The organism is Salinarchaeum sp. Harcht-Bsk1 (genome assembly GCF_000403645.1).
Taxonomy (GTDB): Archaea; Halobacteriota; Halobacteria; order Halobacteriales; family Salinarchaeaceae; genus Salinarchaeum.
In genome coordinates this window covers 2,171,663-2,191,964 of sequence record NC_021313.1, presented here as the reverse complement: position 1 = coordinate 2,191,964, position 20,302 = coordinate 2,171,663, and the positions used below count along the sequence as shown (strand labels likewise).

Sequence of the window (20,302 nt, the reverse complement as noted above, 5' to 3'; positions counted from 1 at the left end):
GGCGAATAATCGTTTTCATCGGAGATGGGTGACCGGAATGATGCGAACAATCCACGCAAGATTGGTACACGTGCCGGCCAGCAGGACAGCGTGTTCAGAGCCGCCGCGCCACGTCCTCGGCGAAGTAGGTCACGATCAGGTCCGCGCCCGCACGCTTGATCGAGAGGAGTGACTCCGCCGCCACGTCCTCGAGGTCGAGCCAGCCGCGATCGGCGGCCGCGTGGAGCATCGCGTACTCCCCGGAAACGTTATACGCCGCCACCGGGCGGTCGAACTCCTCGTCGACGCGGCGGACCACGTCGAGGTACGGCAGCGCAGGCTTGACCATCAGGATATCGGCGCCCTGTTCAACGTCGAGGCGGACCTCCCGCTCGGCCTCCTCGCCGTTGGCCGGATCCATCTGGTAGTGCCGGCGGTCGCCGAAGGCGGGCGCGCCGTCGGCGGCGTCCCGGAACGGCCCGTAGAAGGCCGACTCGTACTTCGCGGCGTAGGAGAGGATCGGGACCGAGTCGTGGCCGTCGGCGTCGAGGGCCTCTCGGATGGCGCCGACCATCCCGTCGATCATCCCGGAGGGCGCGACCACGTCGGCGCCCGCCTCGGCGTGGGAGGTCGCGATCTTCCCGAGCAGGTCGAGCGTCGGATCGTTCGCGACGGTAAGGTCTGCTTCCCCATCCGGTTCGCCTGCTCCAGATTCGAGCACGCCGCAGTGCCCGTGATCGGTGTACTCACAGAGGCAGACGTCGGTGATCACCGTCGCGTCGGTTTCGCGCGTGATCGCCCGCGTCGCGCGCTGGATCACGCCGTCCTCGGCCCAGGCCCGGCTCCCCTCCGCGTCCTTCGACTCCGGAATCCCGAACAGCATCACCGCCTCGACGCCGGTCTCGAGGACCTCCTCGACCCGCGGGACTGCCTCGGCGATCGGCACGCGCTCGTGCCCGGGCATCGACTCTATGGGGACCCGCTCATCGGCGGTCGCGTCGACGAACACCGGCGCGACCATGTCCGACGCGTCGAGGGCCGTCTCGGCGACCAGCTCGCGGAGGCCGTCGCGACGGAGCCGACGGGGCCGCTCTGTCGGGTGCATGGCCGAAACTGGGGCGTGGGAGCGAAAAACTCCACCGGTCGCAGCTACCGCGACGACAACCGAGACAGTGGGATCGTCAAACCACCGCACCTGGCGGACTGAAAGGGCGAGGCGGAGTCGCGTGCGTCTCAGCCGGCCCTATCCGAAGGAGCGAAGCGACTGAGGATATCCGGCTGAGCGTGCGCGAGCCCGCCGAGGGCTTTCGAGAACGATGCTGTCGCTTTCCGTCGTTCACCTCCGCCCTTGCAGTGCCCGTTCCGACGAACGTTTACGTAGGATGGCGGCCTGACGTACTCCCAATGCACGTCGCCGACCTGCCCCTCGCCGCGGACCACGTTGCTCACTTCGAAGGGCAGGGGATCGAGGAGCTCTACCCGCCGCAGGCGGCGGCCGTCGAAGCGGGAATCTGCGACGGCGAGTCCGTCGTCGCCGCCGTCCCGACGGCGAGCGGGAAGACGATGATCGCCCAGCTCGCAGCACTCACGGCCGACGGCCCCGCCGTCTACGTGGTCCCACTCCGTGCCCTCGCGACGGAGAAGGCCGAGACCTTCGACGCGATTCCGGGACTCAGCGTCGGCGTCGCGACGGGCGACTTCGACGCGACGGACGAGGAACTCGCGGGCCACGACGTGGTCGTCGCGACCGCCGAGAAGGTCGACGCGGCGATCCGCCACGAGGCGGCGTGGGTCGATCGGATCGCCTGCGCGGTCCTCGACGAGGTGCACGTCCTCGACCAGGAAGGCAGAGGTCCGACGCTCGAAGTGACGATCGCGAAGCTGCGCCGGCTCAACCCCGCCGTCCAGCTCGTTGCACTCTCCGCGACCGTCCCGAACGCCGACGAGATCGCCGACTGGCTCGACGCCGCCGTCGTCCGCAGCGAGTGGCGGCCCGTCGAACTCCGGACCGGCATCTACGCCGACGAAACCCTCGTTCTCGGCGACGGCGTCGAGACCCAAGAGCGCCCGATCGAGCCCGGCGACCTCTCGGCGACGGGCGCGATCGTGCAGGACGCCCTGAATGCCGGCGGACAGTGTCTCGTCTTCGTCAGCTCCCGTCGGGAGGCCAGGCAGCTCGCCTCGACGCTCGCCGGAGCACTGGAAATCGGCAACGGCGCAACGGATCCCGGCGCCGATGGAAGCGTCGCAGACGGCGGGACGGCAATCGATGCAGACCGAGAACCCGAGGAGCAGGCCAGCGACGAAACGACGACCGCCGCCGTACTCCGGGACAGCGCGACGACGGTCACCGGCGAGGCGCTCGCCGACGTCGCGGAATCGGGGATCGCCTTCCACCACGCTGGCCTCACCGCAGAGCACCGGAGCCTGGTCGAGGCGGGCTTCCGCGACGGCGACCTCCGGGTACTCTGTGCCACGCCGACGCTCGCCGCAGGCGTGAACGTACCCGCACGGCGGGTGATCGTCCGCGATCACGAACGGTACGGCGAGTCGGGATACGAGCCGCTCTCGCCGCTGGAAGTACGCCAGATGTTCGGACGCGCGGGGCGGCCCGGCCTCGACCCATACGGCGAGGCGATCCTCGTCGCGGAGGACGCGTCCGAGCGAGACGAACTCCGCGAGCGCTACCTCGAAGCCGAACCCGCGCCGGTCACCTCGAAGCTCGACGATCCCGAATCGCTCCGGCCGCACGTGCTCGCCTCCGTCGCCGGCGGCGTGGCGGACTCCCGGGCGCAGCTTGCCGACCTGCTCGCCGAGACGTTCTGCGCCCACTGCGGTGGCGGCCCATCGCTCCAGGCCACGGCCGCCGACGCCATCGACCGGCTGATCGACGCCGGGATGCTCGTGGACGACGGGGCTGGGGACGCGGACGAGGAACGGCTGGAGGCCACCGAACTCGGCGCGCTCGTCTCTCGCGTCTACGTCGATCCGGCCACGGGCGCGACCGTCGTCGAGGCTCTCGAACGAGCAGACGACCTGGAGCGGATCACCCCGCTCACCGTCTGCGAGATCGTCTGTGACACTGCGGAGATGCCGACCCGGTACGTCGGGCAGGCCGAGGCCGGCCGCCTCAGCGAGGTCGCGATGCGCCACGCCGACGAACTCGCTCGCCCGATCGGGGACTTCGAGGGCGACTTCCACGCCTGGCTATCGGTGCTCAAGACCGCCCGCCTGCTCGCGGACTACGCCGACGGCGTCCCGCTCGATCAGCTCGTCGACGGCTACAACGTCGGTCCGGGCGACGTCCGGCGGTACGCCGAGCGCGCGGAGTGGCTGCTCGCCGCGACGGAGTCCCTGGCCGAGCACGTCGACAGCGACGCGACGGAACGGATCCGGGATACCCGGGAGCGGCTCGCGGAGCGAACCGGGTAACCGTCGAGTGGAGCGTCGGCTTCTCGAAGGGAACTCCGAGAGAGACGAAAGCCGGTTGCGGCCCCCAAGCCGCGACCGGCGTTCGTACGAAAGTGGGGAGTGCCACGGGAGTGGCCAGCGTGTGACAGCAACAGATCGTATGGGAGTGGGTACATTAACCGTTGGCCGAGCGCGGTGAAAGTGAAAATCACGGACGGCGTCGGGAAAATTTCGGCGTCAGACAGTCGACACACGGTCGTCTGACGGTCGAAACGGCCCCGATGCTGGGGTGATCGAAGCCGACGCGAACCGACAGAATTGGATTCCAAACCGCGCGGTGAGCGCCGACGACTCCGCATGGAATCACTCCTCGCTGCTGACGAGTTCGCCACCGATCTCGCGCCACTCGGTGAGGCTGCCCTCGTAAATGCCGACGTCCTCGAAGCCGAGCCAGCGGAGGACGACGTAGGTGTGGCTCAGGCGGCGGGCGGTGTTGCAGTAGAGCAGTACGCGCTTGTCCGGGGTGACGCCGCGCTCGGCGAAGAGCTCCTCCAGCGTCTCGCGGGATTTGACGCCCCGGGTCTCGGCATCGACGGCCTCCTGCCAGTCGAACCGGACGGCGCCGGGGATGTGGCCCTCGTCGAACTCGAACTGGTCGCGGGTATCGAGGAGGACGGAGTTGGCGTCGGGTTCGGGGCCAGCGCCACCATCGATCGCTGCTCGCACGTCGTCAGCGTCGACGAGCGGCGAGTCCTCGCCCTCGACGCGGACCGGTTCGACGTCGGTCGTCGGGAGGTCGACTCCCTCGTTACTGATCGGGTACTGCTGGCGCCACGCGCTCAGGTCGCCGTCGAGCAGGTGGACGTCCTCGAAGCCGTAGACGAGCGCAGTGACGAGGAAGCGGGCGGCGAAGACGCCGTTGGTGTCGTCGTAGGCGATGATGGTGTCCTCGCGGGTGAGGCCGTGCTCGCCGAGGAGGTCCGCGAACGCCTCGGCGCCGGGGAGATGCCCGACTTCGTCACCGTCGTCGAGGCCGTCCTCGCTCCGGAAGGCGTCGAACTGGACGTTGATCGCCGTCGGGAGGTGGCCCATGCCGTCGTACTCCCAGGCGTCGCGAACGTCGACGACGCGGACGGGCGGGTCCTCAGCTGGCGCACCCTCCTCGTCGAGGATACGCTCGGCCAGCCAGTCGATCGAGACGACGAGATCGGTCATTGGTCTCGCTTGGTCGGCCGCCGAAATGAGTGCCCCGAAACCGCACCGGTCCTCGGTACCGGATAATCTTGCCGAGTGCGGCCTCGATGATTCTCGGTGCCGCTCGAATCCCCACGGAGACTGCCCATAGCGGCCGTATGCACGCGTCGTCGTGTTGACGACCACCACACATTTCCCGGCAACACCCTCCGGTGAAACCGACGAGTGGCGGCTTTGTCCGACGGAGGTGGGCCTTTAGGAACGGACATCGTATGAGGCTGTGTATGGTCGACGACACCTACGCCAACGACGTGCTCGTCTCGCCCGACTGGGCGGAGGAGCGACTCAGCGAGTTCGAGAGCGACGACCCCGGCCTGCGCCTGGTCGAGGTCGACGTGGACACCGAGGCCTACGACGAGGCCCACGCGCCCGGCGCCATCGGGTTCAACTGGGAGACGCAGCTCCAGGACCAGACCCAGCGCGACATCCTCGAGAAGGCGGACTTCGAGGACCTTCTCGGTAGCCACGGCATCTCCGAGGACTCCACAGTCGTCCTCTACGGGGACAACAACAACTGGTTCGCCGCCTACGCCTACTGGCAGTTCAAGTACTACGGCCACCGGGACGTCAAGATCCTCGACGGCGGCCGCGAGTATTGGCTCGACAACGACTACCCGACCACGGACGAGGTCCCGGACTTCTCCGAGCAGGACTACACCGCACGCGGCCCCTTCGAGGGCATCCGCGCCTACCGCGACGACGTCGAGAAGGCCGTCGAGCGGAACATTCCCCTCGTCGACGTCCGCTCCCCCGAGGAGTTCTCCGGCGAGATCCTCGCGCCCCCGGGCCTGCAGGAGACCGCCCAGCGCGGCGGCCACGTCCCCGGCGCGAAGAACATCTCCTGGGCCGACACGGTCCAGGACGACGGTCGCTTCCTGCCCCACGACGAGCTGCTCGAGCTCTACGAGTCCGAGGGCATCACGGACGACCAGGAGGTCGTCGCCTACTGCCGCATCGGCGAGCGCTCCTCGCTGGCGTGGTTCGCGCTCTCGGAGCTGCTGGGCTACGAGGACGTGACGAACTACGACGGCTCCTGGACGGAGTGGGGCAACCTGGTCGACGCCCCGATCGAGAAGGGGAGCTAAGGCCGCGATTTCATTCGGCTGCTGCGGATTTTCTCTTCGAGGATCGCGTACCGCTTTGATCAGTCGACAGACTACGAAGAATGAATCTATTGCTCATCCGCTCTCTGATAGCCAACGGCGTGTACGCCAAAGACGTGGGCGAGTTCGCGGGAAGTGCCAGCGATGACGACGCTCCACTCGGTGAGCGGCTACGCGGCATCGCTGGCGACCTCGATCTCGATACCGTCGAGGCGATCCGCGACGTTCGCGACTGATTTTGGTGGCCCGAGCGGTTCGCAAAAGCAGGATTCCGTCGAGAAACGAGGGCTGATATGTTAAAGCGACAGTGATCGATTCGTCGCAGCTTTCACTCCTCTGTGTCGTCTGTAAGCCGGCGTTTCAGCATATACCCCGTGGCTCCGATGGCAGATATCGCGCTCCCTATCCCAAAGCCGGGAACTGAATTTCCATCTTCTGTCTCGGCATCCCCAGTGCTGTTTCCGCCCGTCTCGGTATCTCCAGTGCTGTTTCCGCCCGTCTCGGTATCTCCAGTGCTGTTTCCGCCCGTCTCGGCATCTCCAGTGCTGTTTCCGCCCGTCTCGGTATCTCCAGTGCTGTTTCCGCCCGTCTCGGTATCGCCGGTGTTGTCTTCCCCCGTCTCACTTAAGTCAGCAATGCCTGCGTCCACTGCGTATAGGTGGCTGTCGTTGCTGCCGACGAAAACCTTGCCATCCGCCACTGTCGGCGACGATTCGATCGAATCGCCGGTTTCGAAGGCCCACAGTTCGTCCCCCGTTTGGGCATCCACTGCGTACAGGTTGTGGTCCTTACTACCGACGAAGACGGTGCCATCCGCTACTGCCGGCGATGAGTCAACGAAATCACCGGTTTCGAAGGCCCACAGTTCGTCCCCCGTCTGGGCATCCAACGCGTAAAGATTGCTGTCGCGGCTGCCGACGAAGACCGTGCCATCAATCACTGTCGGGTCCGACCCAATCACATCGCCGGTTTCGAAGGTCCACTGTTCGTCCCCTGTGTCGGCATCCAGCGCGTACAGGTTTCCGTCGTCGCTGCCGACGAAGACCGTGCCATCTGCCACTGCCGGCGATGAATCGACGTAACCGCCGGTTTGGAAGGCCCAGATTTCGTCTCCCGTCTGGGCGTCCACCGCGTACAAGTGGTCGTCTGCACTGCTGGCGAAAACTGTACCATCGCTTATTGTCGGCGCAGAGGAAATAACGGCTTCGAAGGTCCACTGATAGTCCCCCGTCTGAGCATCCACGCCGTAGAGGTTCTCTCTACTGCCGAAGAAGATCATGCCCTCCTCCACTGTTGACGGTGACGTAACCGTACCGCGGGTTTGGAAATCCCACAGTTCGCCCCCTGTCTGGACGTCCACCGCGTACAGGTTGTCGTCGTAACTGTCGAAGAAGACTGTGCCATCTGCTACTGTCGGCGACGAATAAATCATATCGCCGGTTTCGAAGGCCCATTGTTCGTCTCCGGTCTGGGCATCCACAGCGTACATATACTGGTCGCGGCTGCCGACGAAGAGTCTGCCATCTGCCACCGTCGGCGATGAACCAACGGAACCACCGGTTTCGAATGCCCATCGTTCTTCCCCGGCCTCGGTCTCTCCTGTATTTTCTCTCGTCTCAGTATCTCCAACGTCGCTGGAGCCCGTACCGTCTGCATCCAGTGCGTACAGGCTGTGGTCGTTGCTGCCGAAGAAGACTGTACCATCCACCACTGTCGGCGACGATCCTATCTGATGGTGTGTCTCAAAGGTCCACCGTTCTTCACCTGTCCCGGCGTCCACGGCGTATAGCTTGCCCTCGTCTCCTGATCCGACGTACACCGTGCCATCTGCCACAGCTGGCGATACCACTACGAAGGGTATACGGCCGAGTTCGAAGAACCACTGCTCGTCTCCTGTCTGGGCATCTACTGCATAGAGGCCGCCCTCGTCTTGGACGCAAACGAATACTGTGCCATCTGCTACCGCCGGCGAACCAAGAATGAAATTGCTGGGTTCGAAGGTCCACTGCTCGCCCCCCGTTTGGGCATCTACCGCGTACAGGGCATCCACACTACTGACAAAGGCTGTGCCATTCACCACTGCCTGGCCGACAACTCCGCGGTTGGCTTCGAATGCCCACTGCTGTGCCCCTGTTTGGGCATCCACCGCGTATAGGTTGTTATCTTGGCTGCCGAAGTAGACTGTCTCGTCTACCACTTCCGGCGATGAAAGCACCGCATCGCCGGTTTCGAAGGTCCACTGTTCGTCCCCTGTGTCGGCATCCAGCGCGTACAGGTTGTTGTCGAAGCTGCCGACGAAGACCGTACCACCTACCACTGCAGGAGAGGTCGCCCAATCGCCAGTTTCGAAGGCCCACTGTTCTTCCCCTGCGTCCGCGTCCACCGCATAGACGTTGTTGTCTTGGGCGCCGACGTAAACTGTGCCATCCACCACTGTCGGCGATTCACTCACCCCATCGCCGATTTCGAAGGCCCATTGTTCGTCCCCCGTATCGGCATCCACGGCGTACAGGTTGCCGTCGTTGCTTCCGACGTAGACTGTCCCATCTACAACTGCTGGGGACGAATATATTTCGTCGCCAGTTTCGAAGCTCCATTTCTCCCTGCCATCAGTTTGTGCAACTGCGTTCTTACTCCCCAATGTGGCTGCAAGTCCAGCCACACCAACTGTTTTCAGCACCGTTCTGCGTGTGGAAGCCAGCGACCTACCGGTGGTATCGGCCATACGTTATGGGACATTTCTTTTTAAATAAAATTTGTGGGGTGAATGACACTCGTGCTCTCTCTTCACGGCAGGCAAAATGATCTATATCCTGTACGACAATAATGTCAATTGCGTGGCCATTGGGGTGTGTAGAGGGCGAAAAAGTCTGGGGATTGAAAAGTCACCACCCGTTGAGACCACAGAATCGCACCGGCCCAGCTTCGAACGTGGTTTCTGTGCCTATCGTCCCGCCACTCACACGACTCGAAACACACGAATCGTATCCCTCGAAGTAGGCTCCCGCAGCAACTGCGCGAACCCGCGCTCGGAAAAAACGGCCTTCCAGTCCCGGTGAAACAGCGGAAAGTCGTCGTTTACCATGCTGACGTCCTCCTCGCCGCGGCCGCGATCCGGACTGTTCCCCTCGTTCTCCGCGGTCACGAGCAGGTCCGTCGTGAGCCGTTCAAACTCGTCGAACACCCACGCGTCCTCTGGGGGCACGTGCTGGAGCGCCTCGACGGTGTAGACGACGTCGAAGGAATCGTCGTCGAACTCCGGAAGGAGGGTCTCCATCTCGCCGGTGAGGAAGGTTCCCGTTTCGGCCAGCCGCGGGTACTGCTCGGCCATCACCTCGAAGGACTCGTCGTTGATGTCGATCCCAGTGAGATTCGCAAAGCCGTGGTTCCGGAGGTGTTCGAGGTGCCGGCCGGAGCCACAGCCGACCTCGAGGATCCGCGCGTCGTCGGTGGCGTAGTGGCCGAGGACCTGCACGAGCGTCTCGCTGACCTCGTTCGGCCCGATTTCGGCGTAGTAGGCGGGCGAGTACTTCCCGGTGCGCTCGGCCCAGCCCTCGCGCACGTCTTCCGGGTCCATGGAACTGGTTGGGGTGGTGAGCGTCAAGAAGGTCGCGGAATTGTGGTATTGAGATGAGTGCGACCACCTCCACAGCATCCGCCTCGAAAGCCCTCGGCCGGCTCCGGTCGCGCGGCTCGCTGCGCGCTTCGCTCCCTGCGGTCGCTGCAGTGCTTACGTCGCCGTGATTCCCGGACCCGCCCTCGCCCTTTCAGTCCGCCAGGGCCGGTGGAGCGTTGATCCGGCCGTCTTGCTGTGGTTGCGTCGCAATTCAGATCCCGACGATCGGCTGGGGCTCGTAGGGCTCCTCGAGGTACTCGACGTCCGAGTCCGAGAGGTCGATCTCCAGCGCCTCGACGGCGTCCTCGAGGTGTTCGACGCTCGTCGTGCCGACGATCGGCGCGTCCACGTACTCGTTCTGGAACTGCCAGGCGAGCGCGATCTGGGCCATCGTCACGCCCTTGTCCGCGGCGAGTTCCTCGAGGCGGGCGTTGATCTCGCGGCCGCCGCCGCGCTCGTACTCGTCGGTGGGGTTGTGGAAGTTCTCGGGGTCGCCACGGGCGGTCTCCTCGAGCTCCGACACGGGGCGGGTGAGGAAGCCCTGGCCGAGCGGGCCCCACGGGATGACGCCCACGTCGTTGCGGTCACAGAGGGGCAGCATGTCCCGTTCCTCCTCCCGATAGGCGAGGTGGTAGTGGTTCTGCATCGTCTCGAAGGAGACGAGATCCTCGCGCTCGCTGGCGCGCAGGCGCTCGGCGAGTTCGTGGGCGAACATCGAGGAGGTGCCGACGTGGCGGACGTCGCCGCGCTCCACGAGGTCGTCCAGCGCGCGGAGCGTGGTCTCCGGCGGCGTGTCCGGATCGACGCGGTGGGTCTGGTACAGGTCGATGGTGTCGATGCCGAGACGCTCCTTGCTCGCGGCGACGGCCTGCTCGATCGTCTTCCGGGAGAGCCCGCTCGCGTTCGGCCCGTCGTCGCCGACGGGGAAGCGGACCTTCGTCGCGATGACCTGCTCGTCGCGGTCGTAGTCCGCGAGGACGTCGCCGAGGATCTCCTCGCTCTCGCCGTCGGAGTAGGCGTTCGCGGTGTCGAAGAAGTTCACGCCGAGGTCGATCGCCCGCTCGATGATCTTGCGGGACTCGTCCTCGTCGAGCATCCAGGGCTCCTCGCTGCCGAAACTCATGCAGCCCAGACAGATCTTCGAGACCTCCATGCCTGTCGAGCCGAGAGTGGTATACTCCATAGGCCGGAGTGCTCTGGCAGCCGGGTAAGCGTTTCTCAGACCCTCGGGATTGCCGTTTTCGACCCTCGATGTTGCGGGTTGCTGGAGCGTAGCGTCGGAGCTGCCGTCACCAGTCGGCGACGCTCCCGTCCTCGGCGCGCCGTTTCGGCAGGTGCGATCGCTCGTACTCGAAGGACGCGGCGGCGTCGAGGTCGACGTCGATTCCCAGCCCCGGTTCGTCGGGGACGTCGAGGCCGCCGACCGACGGGTCGAAGTTCGCGCCGCCCGCAAACACCTCGCCGACGGCGTCGCCGTAGCGCTCCTCGTAGTCCGTGAGTTCCTGGACGCCGAAGTTCGGGAGCGCGAGGTCGAGGTGGACCGTCGCGGCCTGGCCGATCGGCGAGAGGTCCGGTGGGCCGTGGAACGCCGTCTTTGTGCCGTTGCCTTCCGCGACGGTGGCGAGTTTGCGGGCCGCCGTGATCCCGCCGACGTGCGCGAGGTCGACGCGGACGAAGTCGATGGCGCCGTCCTCGATCAGCGGCTGCAGCGCGAAGGGATCGGTCGCGAGTTCGCCGTACGCGATCGGCGTCGTGGTCGCGTTTCGAAGGGCCCCGTACTCGGCGTCGTGTTCGGGCGCGAGCGGATCCTCGAGGAAGAAGAGCTCCGCGGGTTCGAGGCCCCGTGCGATCTGGCGGGCCTCCCTGGGCGAGGCGCGGCTGTGGACGTCGACGATGAGTTCGGGGTCCGGGCCGAGGCGATCGCGGACCTCGAGGACGCCGTCCACGACGCCGTCGAGGTCCAGGTAATCGCCCATCGGATCGCCGACGTTCACCCGGAAGTGGTCGATGCCACGATCGAGTGACGCCTCGGCGTTCTCGACGATCGCGTCGATCGAATCGTCGCCGCAGTGGTCGTAGACGGTGGCGTACTCGCGGGTCCGCCCGCCGAGGAGGTCGTGGACCGGCAGGCCGGCGGCCTTGCCCTTGAGGTCCCAGAGCGCCATGTCGACGCCGGAGAGCGCCGACTGCAGGACCGGGCCCCCGCGCCAGTAGGTACCCCGATAGAGCGACTGCCAGACGTCCTCGGCTCGGTGGGCGTCCCGGCCCTCGAGTTCGGGGAAGAGGTGCTCCTCCAGGGCGGCTTCGACCGCTTTCTCACGACCGTTGAGCGTCGCGTCGCCCCAGCCCACCAGGCCGTCCGCCGTTTCGAGGCGCACGACCACGTAGTTCCGGCCGGGGTTCGTCAAGACGACGTCGGCGTTTCGAATCTCCATACGCCCTGGTTCCCCGCCGGCCGGAAGAATCCTCGCGCACGGGAAGCGTTCGCTGGATTCGGGGTGGTTCACCGAGCAGGCGAGGCCTTCGGGCCCACTTGGATTCGGCCCGGATCCCGATGGGTACAAGCGACGCGAGGCCGTTCGTCCCGCCATGGAAGCCACCGACGTCCGCGACGCCGTCCAGGAGCAGAAGGCGACCGAACTCTCGCGGCTGGGCTCCTCGAAGTCGCTCTACGCCGCGACAGCGGGCGAGATGGAGTCCGAGGCGGTGCTCGCCGCGGCAGCGGACGCCGACCGGGCCGCTGCCGACTGCTTCGCGGCCTGGGCCGAGGACGAGAGCGACGAGGACGCGCGGGCAGCCTTCGAGGCGACGGCCGAGGAGGAGGACTCACACGTCGAAACGATCCTCGCGGAACTGGACGACTACGAGGCCAGCGCCGACGGCGACGAACTCGCCGATCACCTCACGGGCATCGAGGGCACGGCAGCCCGCGCCGGCGCATTCCTCGGCCGCGTCCTCGTCGCCGACGAGCAGAAGTCCCAGTACGTCGGCTACTTCGTCGGCAACGCGGACCCCCAGACCGCCTCCGTGTTCCGCGACCTTCGCGGCGACCTCGACGAGCAGGAAGGTCGCGCGATGGAACTCCTCGACGTAATCTGTGACAGCGACGACGACTGGGACACCGCCCAGGCGGCGGCGCTGGAGGCCGTCCAGATCGCCTACGAGGCGCACGTCTCGACGCTCGAGGACCTCGGCGTCGACCCGAAGCCGGTCTGCTGAGCCGGCTCGCTCGCGATCCGGCACCGCCAGCGGACGGACCGTGGTTCGCCGGTCCCAACGCTTCTTGCTCCTCGTGACCAATTCGTGCGCATGGATCGCACGCGGCTGGACCCCCTCCTCAGCCCACTCCGTCGTGCCTGGGAGGCAGTCCAGCCGCCGCCACGCCTCGTCGACTGGACGCTGTTCGCGATCGTCGTCTTCGAGACGGTCTCCGGGCTCTACTCATTCACCGTCGCGGACCATTCCGGCTGGTGGCTCTTCTGGGCGCATCGGATCGCTGGCCTGACGTTCGCCGTCTTTCTCGCGTTCAAACTCGCGAGAGTCCGGGATCGGCTGACGGATCCGGATCGATGGCTGCGCTCGATGGCGCTCTCGGTGCTCACCGCGATCGCAGCGATCGGCGCGCTCGCGACTGGGATCGTTTGGGTCGGCGGATCGGACGTCCGCATCTCGTACTGGACGCTGCTCTCGATCCACGTCGCCTTCGGCCTCCTGCTGGTGCCGCTGCTGATCGCTCACCTCACCTCGCGGTTTCGGCTGCCGCGTCCGCAGGACCTCGATCGCCGCCGGACCACGCTGCAGTACTCGGCCCTGTTCGTCGGCGGGGCGGTGGCCTACCGCGGACAGGAGTTCGCGAATCGCCTGCTCGGCACGCCGGGTGAGGATCGGCGATTTACGGGATCGCAAGTCAGGAAGGGAGAGGGTAACGACGCCTTCCCGCTGACCTCCTGGGTCGCGGACGATCCGGATCCGATCGACCGCGATTCGTGGACCCTCGACGTGCGCGGGGCGGTGGACTCGGAGCTCACGCTGGAATACAGCGACGTGGACTCCGACGCCGAAATCGAAGCCCTGCTCGACTGCACCAGCGGCTGGTACACCGTGCAGGACTGGCGTGGGATTCGCGTCGGTGACCTGCTAGAGGAGGTCGGTCCGGCGAGCGGGGCAGAGTACGTCCGCTTCGTCTCCGTGACGGGCTATCGCTGGTCGCTTCCGATCGAGGAAGCCCGGGACGCGCTACTCGCGACCCACGTCGGCGGCGAGCGGTTGAGCCACGGCCACGGCGCGCCGATTCGACTGGTCGCTCCCGGTCGGCGCGGGTTCCAGTGGGTGAAGTGGGTGGTTCGGGTCGACGTGCGAAAACGGAGCGATCCCGCGCAGTGGCTGGTGACCTTGATCAGCGGATTCGATTGAGGTATCTGGTGCTGGAGTGGAGGATACTGCACTGCAGCAGCAGGTGGAAGCCCCCTCCCGCTCGTCGGTTCTCACTCGCTGCGCGCGGCCTCGTTTCACTCGGCCGTGCTTACGTCGTTAGAACACGACGAGCGGTCGGCCCCTTCCAGTCCCGCCCGTTTCGGGTCCCGATAGGTTTTCGCTTCCGGTGGATCGTCGGGTCGCTGGCGTCGGCGGTCGATCCCCGGCTACGCAGGGGGATCCCCACGCATTTCGCACTCGGGAAACCGGCTCCGGGTGGGATTGGAAGGGGCCGACCGCTCGACCCAGCCCCGGCGACGCAAGTACCGCAGCCGAGCGAGCGTCAGCGAGCGAGGCGAGGAGCACAGCGAGCCGCGGCTGGTCGAGCGGCAGGGGGCTTCCAAGCCGGCTGTTGCGGTCGTAGTAATCACACTGCTTCACGAACCAATCCTGCCAGATCACCAACCCGAACACGAGTTCGAACGACATCTTTAGCAGGCACCCAGCCGAGCACTCTTCCAGTGCACACAGAGCGGATTCACGACGAGTTCCCCGCGCCCTCCTACCGCGGTCACCAGGAAGACGCCCTGGATCGGATCGCAGCGGCGTTCGACGACGGCAACGACGTGGTGCTCGTGCGCGCGCCGACGGGGAGCGGCAAGTCACTCCTCGCGCGAGCGATCTGCGGAACGGCCAAGACCCACGACGACACCGACCACGCCTCCGAAGCGGTCGGGTCCTACTACACGACGCCGCAGGTCTCCCAGCTCGACGACGTGAGCGACGACGACCTGCTGGAGGACTTCGCGATCATCCGCGGGAAGTCGAACTACGACTGCATCCTCCCGGAGGAGCGCGACACCCCGGTCGACCAGGCGCCCTGCGCCCGAAAGGCGGGCTACGACTGCTCGGTGAAGGATCGCTGTCCGTACTTCGCGAGCCGGAACCTCGCGGCCAACCGCCAGATCGCGGCGATGACGCTCGCGTACTTCATGCAGACCGCCGGCTCCGAGGTGTTCCGCAAGCGCGACGTCTGCGTCATCGACGAGGCCCACGGGCTCGCGGAGTGGGCGGAGATGTACGCGACGATCGACCTGGGGCCGTATACGGTGCCGGTCTGGGACGACCTCTCCGTCCCGAACCTGGACGAGCAGGACGCCGGCCCCGTCGAGGCCGCGTTCCACTTCGCCGAGACGGCCATCGCCGCGTGCGAGCACCGCAAGGACGCCCTGCTCGGGCAGGCGGAACTCTCCGCCAGCGAGGTCGCCGAGCGCGACCGCCTCCAGGAGCGCATCGGCGACCTCCAGTGGTTCCGCGAGGACTACCGCGACACCGACAGCGCGACGGAGTGGCTGATCGACCAGGCCGAGAACCGCGCGATCACGATCAAGCCCCTCGAACCGGAGCGGTACCTCCACCACACCGTCTGGGACCGGGCGAACCGCTTCGCGCTCCTCTCCGCAACAATTCTCGACAAGGAGGCCTTCTGCCGGCAAGTCGGGCTCGACCCCGCGAACGTCGCAATGGTCGACCTGCCCCACACCTTCCCGCTAGAGCACCGCCGGCTCTACGACGTGACCTGCGGCCGGATGACCACCGAGCACCGCGACGCGACGCTCCCGCGGATGGCCGAGACGATCGCTCGCCTGATGGACGAACACGACGACGAGAAGGGGCTGGTGCACTGCCATTCCTACGCGATCCAGGACCGCCTCGCGGAGTTGCTCAGGGACCGCGGCAAGGACGCCAGGCTCTGGACCCACGACAGCGAGGACCGCGACGGCACGCTCGTGGCCTGGAAGCGATCCGATGGCCCCGGCGTCCTCCTCTCGGTCAAGATGGAGGAGGCCCTGGACCTCGAGGGCGATCTCGCGCGCTGGCAGGTGCTCTGCAAGGCGCCGTTTCCGAACGCCGGCGACGCCCGCGTCGCCCACCGGCTCGAACAGGACCGCTGGGCGTGGTACTACCGCACGACGCTCCGCACCGTCATCCAGGGCTGTGGCCGGGTCGTCCGCTCGCCCGACGACTACGGCGCGACCTACGTCGCCGACGACGCGCTCCTCGACGTGTTCGAACGAGCGGGATCCGTCATGCCGGACTGGTTCCGCGAGCAGGTCGACGAGATGCGAGCACCCGACATTCCGGGGCTCCCCGTCGAGGCGAGTGGCAGTGCGGCCGCGGTCGCTGCCGGCGGCGACGCGACTGGCACCAGCGACGGTCGCGACGCCGGGACCGCCACCGCGAACGCGTCGACGAAGTCCGGTTCTGGCAGCGCTGCTGGAAGCAGTACGGACGGTGCAGCGGATGCCGCCACCGCCGACACTGGCCAGACCGACTCCAGCGACGACGACGGCGACGACTCACGGAGCGCGAAGGGTTCGCCGCTGGGCGACGTCTGGGGCGACGGCTAACGAGCGACGGATTCGCCCAGCGATCCGGACGCCGGTTACAGCGCCGAGGCGCCCGCCGCGACCATCGAGAGCACCATCAGCAGGACGAAGAACAGCGCGATGAATTGCTGTCGATCCATGCACGTCCATTGGAACTGCGCCGCAAATAAACCCTCGCTCAGGCACCGGCGCTCGCGGCGGCGACGCCCGCTGCCGGGGCAGACGACGGTCCAGCGACCGACGTGAACTCACCCGTCGGTTCCACGATGGAGTACTCGTCGCCCGACGCAGTGACCGTCGTCCCGGCGAGGAACGCTTCGGGACCGACCAGCACCGCCAGTGAGTCGTCGTTCACCCGAATCAGGTCGAACGAACGCCCGTCACCGGCGTTCCAGGTGCCGTTTGTGGCCTCCCAGCGGCCGTCGAGGTACTCTGTCATCGCCGACTCGAACGCGTCGGCAGCGGACTCGTTTCGACACTCCGTCACCCAGACGTGGCGGAGCGAGCGATCCGCGTCCGTCCCGCGGTCCGGCTGGATCGATCGGAGCGCACCCCACTGCCAGCCTGCGGCGACGTCGCGGGCGCGCTCGGGATCGACCTCCCGGGTCAGTGCGACCTCCGCGAGCATCGCGCCCGGCCGATCCCGGACCTCGCTGTGGTAGTCCTCGAGTGCCAACGAGAGGGTCCGGTTCGGCGGGCCGTCGCCGGGTGCGTCACCGCGCAGGATCGTCGCGGTCGTCTGCGGACGATCCTCGTAGATCCCCCAGAGCTGCTGGGGATCGTCGAGGCGCTGATCGAGGTAGACGAGGCCGCGGTAGTATGGCCACTGGCCGAAGCGGGCCGCCGCGGAGGTCCGGGGGTCGTTCCAGTACTGGCGGACGCGTTCGACCGCGGAGTCGTTGGTGTATGCGTCGGCAACCAACTCCGCGCCGCCCTCGACCATCGCGGTGTAGGCCGTGATCTCGTCGGTGGTCGCAGAGAGCGGACTGAGCTGGTTCTCCGCGAACGCCGGGGTCTGGAACTGGACGACGTGGGCGAACTCGTGGACGAGCAGGCCCTCGACAGTCCGACCCGTCGTGCCGTTTCGCACGGCGGGGAGCCGCGCCGCGTTGACGTTCACGTCCGTCGAGAAGGCAGTGACGTACGCGAGGAAGCCGCCGGGTGGCTGCTCGTCGGGATCGTCGTAGATCATGAGCCACTGGAACTCGGTGGCCTCCGTCTGGACCGCCGTGCCGCCACCGACGTCGCCGAAGTCCCGGATCACGACCGTCGGCGTCGCGTCCACGTTCTGGCCCATCGCCCGCTGGGTCCACCCCCAGAGCGCGGTCTGATCGGCATCGATTTCGCCGCCCTCGACCGCGACGGGATCGTCCACGTAGGACTGCGAACCGCCGACGTCGGCGGGCGTCGTCGGCGGGAACGCCACCCCGATCGTCAGGACGACCAGCGTGAACGCGAGGAGGCCGGCGAGCAGCCTGGAGGGCCTCATTACCACCTCGGTTGGGCCTGACGGTGGAATTAGGTTCCGATCACCTGCACGGACAGCGACGTCCCCGAACGGTTTTGTTCCTCGCGACACGACCGTCGAACCGACGTTGCACAGGACCCCTGGCTGATCTGATAGGCGCTCGCGACGACTCGTCGCCGCGCTTCGGGTCGGCTGGCTCGCCGACTGTGGGCGCGCCGTCGCCGCGTTCGGACCGCGAGAGGATCTCGGTCCCGGCGGCGCGTTCGCTGGACTCGGCACCCGACATCCACGCCCCTACGACGTGACAGCGGCTGCTCCGCAGGGCTGACGCCCCGGTCGCGGCCGCGCTCGTCGGCTCTTCTGGGCGTGGCTCGTCTCGGCTCACGACCGCCAGCCTGCCGACCCACGTCGAATGCGACACACCACACCCGACCGACCGCATCGCTGCCAGCACCCGCTGTGTCCCGATCCTACTGCTCCGAATCCCAGGGCTCCATCGCCCGGAGGTGAGTGGCCGTGATGGCGACGCGGCTGCGGACCCTCGCGCTCGAAGCCCGGACCGAGGGCGGCCCCGATCGCTTCGAGTTCACCACCGCCGACGGCGTCTGTTCGGCCGACGCGATTCGCACCGCGGAACTGCTCCTCGCCGAGGTGCTCTGGGATCGCGACCCAGGGAACCTCCTCGTCCCCGAAGCGAACTACGGCGTCGTCGGAACGCTGCTGGCCGACGTCGCTGCGAGCGTCACCATGACCGAATCGAGCGCGAGAGCCACCGAGTTGTGCCGGCGGAACGCTCGCGAAAACGGCGCCGACGCGCACGTCGCGCTGCTCGCCGAACTCGATTCGCTCGGCAGTGGCGACGGTGCCACCGAACCGGATCCGAACGGCCCGCCCTTCGACGTCGTCGCGTACGCCCCGAAACCCTACACGCCGATCGCGGTGGGTCGCCAGCGGATCGCCGACGCGTTTGGCCTGCTCGCACCCGGCGGCACCTGCATCGTCGCCGCAGAACCGACGACCGGACTCGACCGGTATCGCGAGACGCTCGAGGTAATCGGCAACTGCGTCGGAACCGTCTGCGAACGCGACGGCGTCGCCGTGATCGAAGCGAGACGGCAGGGCGCTGCCGACCCGGTCGAAGCGCTCGATCGGCGCCCGCTCGTCGAACCCCGGCCCCTGACGCCGACCGTCGACGGCGTGGACCTGGAACTCGTCTCCGGGCCCGGCCTGTTCGCCGCTGGCGGACTCGACCACGGCACTCGGTTATTGCTCGAAACGCTCGACGTCGCGGACGGTGATCGCCTCCTCGACGTCTGCTGTGGCTACGGGCCGATCGGAGCCTTCGCAGCGGCGACGGCCGACTGCTCGGTCGTCTTGACCGACGACGACCGCGTCGCGACGCAGTGTGCGGAATGCAGTCTCCAGCGGACCGACCTCGCGGCAGGAAGCGAAACGACCGTCGTGACGGGGAACTGCACCGAGGCAGTCGCGGACCGGACGTTCGACCTCGTGGCGACGAACCCGCCGACCCACGCCGGGAGCGGCGTGCTCTCCGAACTGTTCGCGGGCATCCGCGACGTGCTCGCCCCGGACGGTGCGTGCCTGTTCGTCCGGCACGAGGCGCTCGACCTCTCGGGCCACCTCCGCGGGTTCGACTCGGTCGAGACCGTGGCCGCCGGCGAGGAACACGTCGTTCGCCGCGCGACTCCGTAGGACTCCGATCGCGTCGTGCGGCGTCGGACCGCGGCCGACGCAGTGCGCAACCGGTTTGCCGTTCGCCCGTCTTCGCTCGGCCATGGACCCCGAGGAAGTCGCTGCGCTGATCGAGGACGCTATCCCGGACGCCACGGCGACGGTCGGTCGACCCCGCGGCGTCGACGACGACGATCACCTCGCCGCGGAGGTCGTCTCGCCGGCCTTCGAGGGCGAGACGGTGCTGGATCGCCACGAGATGGTCTACGACGCGCTCGGCGAGCACATGACGACGGACATCCACGCCGTCGAACTGACGACGAAGACGCCCGAGGAAGTCGACGAGTAGCGCAGCGCGTCGACTGCAGCACCCGCGCCGTGGGGAGCAGCGTAGGCCCCGCGAGCGTCCGTGCCACTGCAGAACGCATATCCCGCCCGAGCGGCTACCGACGGCCATGTCGTTCGAGCCCGAACCGTCGCTCTCTCCGGAGGAAGTCCAGGAACGCGTCGACGCCGCCATCGAACAGAACGAGGTCGTCCTCTTCATGAAGGGCAACGAACTGATGCCCCAGTGTGGCTACTCGAAGCGCGCGCTCGGCCTGATCGGCCAGTACCGCGACGACGTGGCGACCGTGGACACGCTCGAAGCGCTGGATGCCTACCGCGAGGCGCTGGAGGAGCACAGCGGCTGGACGACCATCCCGCAGACGTTCGTCGGCGGCGAGTTCGTCGGCGGCAGCGACGTGCTGGCCGAACTCGACGAGAACGGCGACCTCGAGGAGACGCTGAACGCCTGAATTCGATTCTCTCCGAAGTGTAATCCTGGTGGATATCGCATCGGTTGCTGCTAAATAGCGATAGCAAACCCCTTGGAAGCCCCCTCCTGCTCGACCGGCCGCGGCTCGCTGCGCTCCTCGGTTCGTTCGCTTCCGCTCACTCACCTGCGGTGCTTACGTCGCCGTGGCCGGATCGAGCA

16 protein-coding genes are annotated in these 20,302 nt (G+C 66.9%); 9 read left to right on the top strand and 7 right to left on the bottom strand.

Annotated elements, in window-relative coordinates; all coding sequences use genetic code 11:
- Positions 1-94 precede the first annotated feature (94 nt).
- Entirely contained in the window at positions 95-1,084 is a 990-nt protein-coding gene (hemB, locus tag L593_RS09895; protein WP_020446825.1) for a porphobilinogen synthase, read from the bottom strand.
- Positions 1,085-1,383: 299 nt separating this feature from the next.
- Here hemB and L593_RS09890 point away from each other — a divergent pair, with 299 nt between their 5' ends.
- Entirely contained in the window at positions 1,384-3,411 is a 2,028-nt protein-coding gene (locus tag L593_RS09890; RefSeq protein ID WP_020446824.1) for a DEAD/DEAH box helicase, read from the top strand.
- A gap of 342 nt (positions 3,412-3,753) precedes the next feature.
- Here the strand turns inward: L593_RS09890 and L593_RS09885 are convergent, their stop codons facing one another.
- Positions 3,754-4,605, bottom strand: coding sequence for a sulfurtransferase (locus L593_RS09885; RefSeq protein ID WP_020446823.1), 852 nt, complete (start codon positions 4,603-4,605; stop codon positions 3,754-3,756).
- A gap of 263 nt (positions 4,606-4,868) precedes the next feature.
- Between L593_RS09885 and L593_RS09880 the strand changes: the two genes are divergently transcribed.
- Together L593_RS09880 and L593_RS16415 are read left to right on the top strand one after the other, a co-directional pair.
- Entirely contained in the window at positions 4,869-5,729 is an 861-nt protein-coding gene (locus tag L593_RS09880) for a sulfurtransferase (RefSeq protein ID WP_020446822.1), read from the top strand.
- 119 nt (positions 5,730-5,848) lie between these two features.
- Complete coding sequence (locus L593_RS16415) at positions 5,849-5,983, top strand: hypothetical protein (RefSeq protein ID WP_255347050.1); 135 nt, start codon at positions 5,849-5,851, stop codon at positions 5,981-5,983.
- Positions 5,984-6,075: 92 nt separating this feature from the next.
- On the opposite strand, the gene L593_RS15365 is transcribed toward L593_RS16415, so the two are convergent.
- The 4 genes from L593_RS15365 to L593_RS09860 all read right to left on the bottom strand — a co-directional run bounded on the left by L593_RS15365 (position 6,076) and on the right by L593_RS09860 (position 11,798).
- A complete protein-coding gene (locus L593_RS15365; RefSeq protein WP_081638694.1) occupies positions 6,076-8,472 on the bottom strand; it encodes a PQQ-binding-like beta-propeller repeat protein in 2,397 nt (798 codons plus the stop codon).
- Between the two features lie 234 nt (positions 8,473-8,706).
- A complete protein-coding gene (locus tag L593_RS09870) occupies positions 8,707-9,324 on the bottom strand; it encodes a class I SAM-dependent methyltransferase (protein WP_020446820.1) in 618 nt (205 codons plus the stop codon).
- A gap of 250 nt (positions 9,325-9,574) precedes the next feature.
- Positions 9,575-10,546: an aldo/keto reductase gene (locus L593_RS09865; RefSeq protein ID WP_020446819.1), complete on the bottom strand. Its 972-nt coding sequence runs from the start codon at positions 10,544-10,546 to the stop codon at positions 9,575-9,577.
- Positions 10,547-10,652: 106 nt separating this feature from the next.
- Positions 10,653-11,798 (bottom strand): enolase C-terminal domain-like protein, encoded by a 1,146-nt coding sequence (locus L593_RS09860; RefSeq protein ID WP_020446818.1) that lies wholly within the window; start codon positions 11,796-11,798, stop codon positions 10,653-10,655.
- Positions 11,799-11,952: 154 nt separating this feature from the next.
- Between L593_RS09860 and L593_RS09855 the strand changes: the two genes are divergently transcribed.
- The 3 genes from L593_RS09855 to L593_RS09845 all read left to right on the top strand — a co-directional run bounded on the left by L593_RS09855 (position 11,953) and on the right by L593_RS09845 (position 16,187).
- On the top strand, positions 11,953-12,582 hold the full coding sequence (locus tag L593_RS09855) for a hypothetical protein (protein ID WP_020446817.1): 630 nt from the start codon (positions 11,953-11,955) through the stop codon (positions 12,580-12,582).
- Positions 12,583-12,672: 90 nt separating this feature from the next.
- Positions 12,673-13,776, top strand: coding sequence for a molybdopterin-dependent oxidoreductase (locus tag L593_RS09850; RefSeq protein ID WP_020446816.1), 1,104 nt, complete (start codon positions 12,673-12,675; stop codon positions 13,774-13,776).
- Between the two features lie 521 nt (positions 13,777-14,297).
- On the top strand, positions 14,298-16,187 hold the full coding sequence (locus tag L593_RS09845; RefSeq protein ID WP_020446815.1) for a helicase C-terminal domain-containing protein: 1,890 nt from the start codon (positions 14,298-14,300) through the stop codon (positions 16,185-16,187).
- 157 nt (positions 16,188-16,344) lie between these two features.
- Here L593_RS09845 and L593_RS09840 read toward each other — a convergent pair whose 3' ends face one another.
- Positions 16,345-17,655, bottom strand: a complete 1,311-nt coding sequence (locus L593_RS09840) for a hypothetical protein (RefSeq protein ID WP_020446814.1) — start codon at positions 17,653-17,655, stop codon at positions 16,345-16,347.
- Positions 17,656-18,153: 498 nt separating this feature from the next.
- Here L593_RS09840 and L593_RS09835 point away from each other — a divergent pair, with 498 nt between their 5' ends.
- The 3 genes from L593_RS09835 (at position 18,154) to L593_RS09825 (ending at position 20,123) form a co-directional block, all read left to right on the top strand.
- Complete coding sequence (locus L593_RS09835) at positions 18,154-19,347, top strand: methyltransferase (protein ID WP_020446813.1); 1,194 nt, start codon at positions 18,154-18,156, stop codon at positions 19,345-19,347.
- An 82-nt stretch (positions 19,348-19,429) separates the two neighbouring features.
- Entirely contained in the window at positions 19,430-19,675 is a 246-nt protein-coding gene (locus L593_RS09830) for a BolA/IbaG family iron-sulfur metabolism protein (RefSeq protein ID WP_020446812.1), read from the top strand.
- Between the two features lie 106 nt (positions 19,676-19,781).
- Positions 19,782-20,123: a glutaredoxin gene (locus L593_RS09825; RefSeq protein WP_020446811.1), complete on the top strand. Its 342-nt coding sequence runs from the start codon at positions 19,782-19,784 to the stop codon at positions 20,121-20,123.
- The last annotated feature ends 179 nt before the right edge of the window (positions 20,124-20,302 follow it).

Excerpts from the sequence above, each read along its gene's own strand:
- hemB (WP_020446825.1), bottom strand. The coding sequence starts at position 1,084 with ATGCACCCGACAGAGCGGCCCCGTCGGCTCCGTCGCGACGGCCTCCGC.
- L593_RS09890 (WP_020446824.1), top strand. The coding sequence starts at position 1,384 with ATGCACGTCGCCGACCTGCCCCTCGCCGCGGACCACGTTGCTCACTTC.
- L593_RS09885 (WP_020446823.1), bottom strand. The coding sequence starts at position 4,605 with ATGACCGATCTCGTCGTCTCGATCGACTGGCTGGCCGAGCGTATCCTC.
- L593_RS09880 (WP_020446822.1), top strand. The coding sequence starts at position 4,869 with ATGGTCGACGACACCTACGCCAACGACGTGCTCGTCTCGCCCGACTGG.
- L593_RS15365 (WP_081638694.1), bottom strand. The coding sequence starts at position 8,472 with ATGGCCGATACCACCGGTAGGTCGCTGGCTTCCACACGCAGAACGGTG.
- L593_RS09870 (WP_020446820.1), bottom strand. The coding sequence starts at position 9,324 with ATGGACCCGGAAGACGTGCGCGAGGGCTGGGCCGAGCGCACCGGGAAG.
- L593_RS09865 (WP_020446819.1), bottom strand. The coding sequence starts at position 10,546 with ATGGAGTATACCACTCTCGGCTCGACAGGCATGGAGGTCTCGAAGATC.
- L593_RS09860 (WP_020446818.1), bottom strand. The coding sequence starts at position 11,798 with ATGGAGATTCGAAACGCCGACGTCGTCTTGACGAACCCCGGCCGGAAC.
- L593_RS09855 (WP_020446817.1), top strand. The coding sequence starts at position 11,953 with ATGGAAGCCACCGACGTCCGCGACGCCGTCCAGGAGCAGAAGGCGACC.
- L593_RS09850 (WP_020446816.1), top strand. The coding sequence starts at position 12,673 with ATGGATCGCACGCGGCTGGACCCCCTCCTCAGCCCACTCCGTCGTGCC.
- L593_RS09840 (WP_020446814.1), bottom strand. The coding sequence starts at position 17,655 with ATGAGGCCCTCCAGGCTGCTCGCCGGCCTCCTCGCGTTCACGCTGGTC.
- L593_RS09835 (WP_020446813.1), top strand. The coding sequence starts at position 18,154 with ATGGCGACGCGGCTGCGGACCCTCGCGCTCGAAGCCCGGACCGAGGGC.
- L593_RS09830 (WP_020446812.1), top strand. The coding sequence starts at position 19,430 with ATGGACCCCGAGGAAGTCGCTGCGCTGATCGAGGACGCTATCCCGGAC.
- L593_RS09825 (WP_020446811.1), top strand. The coding sequence starts at position 19,782 with ATGTCGTTCGAGCCCGAACCGTCGCTCTCTCCGGAGGAAGTCCAGGAA.